Source organism: Hyphomonas oceanitis SCH89, from assembly GCF_000685295.1.
GTDB classification, from domain to species: Bacteria; Pseudomonadota; Alphaproteobacteria; order Caulobacterales; family Hyphomonadaceae; genus Hyphomonas; species Hyphomonas oceanitis.
Map to the genome: position 1 here is coordinate 1 of NZ_ARYL01000108.1, position 1,523 is coordinate 1,523.

General features: G+C 59.8%; 2 protein-coding genes. Both read left to right on the forward strand.

Translation table 11 applies throughout. The features are described 5' to 3' along the window. Positions 1 to 1,018 (forward strand): imidazolonepropionase (gene hutI, locus HOC_RS20405; RefSeq protein WP_035542415.1); only part of this gene is annotated, 1,018 nt, incomplete at its 5' end. Beyond that, on the forward strand, positions 1,015 to 1,523 hold a 509-nt coding region (locus tag HOC_RS20410), incomplete at its 3' end, for an aromatic amino acid lyase (RefSeq protein ID WP_035542433.1). The genes hutI and HOC_RS20410, both read left to right, overlap by 4 nt.

The window sequence follows — 1,523 nt, forward strand, 5'->3', positions numbered from 1 at the left end:
GGGTCTCGTCGATTGCCACACGCATATTGTGCATGGCGGTAATCGTGCCAGCGAATTCGATATGCGTCTGCAAGGCGCGAGCTATGAAGAAATTGCGCAGGCTGGCGGAGGTATTGTTGCGACCGTTGCTGCGACACGCACGGCAAGCGAAACGAGCTTGCTGGAATCAGCTCTGAGGCGGGTAGACGCGCTGATCGCTGAAGGAATGACAACGATTGAGATTAAGTCCGGCTATGGACTGGATGTCGAGACCGAGCTGAAAATGTTGCGCGTGGCCCGAAGGATCGCGACGCTTCGCCCCTTACGCGTGCGCACGAGCTTTCTCGGCGCACATTCGGTTCCGGAGGAATATGTCGGTCGCAGCGACGCGTATCTGGATGAGGTTTGCCTGCCTGCCTTGGACGCCGCCTATGATGAAGGACTTGTGGATGCGGTCGATGGGTTTTGCGAGGGCATAGCTTTTTCGACTGAGCAGATTCAAAGGGTTTTCGAAAAAGCCTGTTTGCTTGGGGTGCGGGTAAAATTGCACGCGGAACAATTGTCCTGGCTGGGAGGCGCCGCGCTTGCCGCCAGCTTCGATGCCCTGTCATGCGATCATCTGGAATACGCGACACCGGCTGATGCCATCGCAATGGCACGCTCGGGCTCGGTCGCCGTGCTGTTGCCCGGCGCCTTTTATTTCCTGCGTGAAACCAAATTGCCTCCCCTGGACGCCTTACGCGCGAACGGTGTGGCCATGGCGCTTGCCACCGACTGTAACCCAGGATCGTCACCCCTGACGTCGTTATTGCTGAGCATGAACATGGCCTGCACTCTGTTCAGGATGACACCGCAGGAAGCCCTTGCCGGTGTAACGATACATGGCGCGCGCGCACTGGGGCTTGCCGATGTCGGACAAATCAAATCCGGCCAAAAGGCAGATCTGGCCGTGTGGGATGTCGCGCACCCGGCAGAACTGTCATACCGCATCGGTTTCAATCCCTTGCACCTGCGCATGTTTGAGGGAGAGATCACATGATTGTTCTGCAACCTGGAACAGCATCATTGGCGCTCCTGGAAGAGATATGGCGACAGGGCAGGCCGACCCGGCTGGCTGAGACGGCGCGCGGGCCTGTGGACCGCGCCGCAGAGCTTGTCGCAAGGATTGCGGCCGGGAGCGCCGCCGTCTACGGGGTCAATACCGGGTTCGGCAAACTGGCGAGCATCAAGATCGACCCGGCCGACACTGCGACACTCCAGCGCAACCTCGTCCTGTCGCATTGTTGCGGGGTCGGCGAGCCGCTGGATATCGCAACATCACGGCTCATGATGGTCCTGAAACTGTTATCAATCGGTCGGGGTGCGTCAGGTGTTTCATGGCCCGTCATTGCTCAGATCGAAGCCATGCTGGAAATGGATGTGACGCCGGTCATTCCCGTCCAGGGCTCCGTTGGAGCGTCGGGCGACCTTGCGCCGCTGGCCCATATGGCTGCGGCCCTGATCGGACAGGGGGAAGTCTTCTTCGGGGGCGAACGCATGCCCGC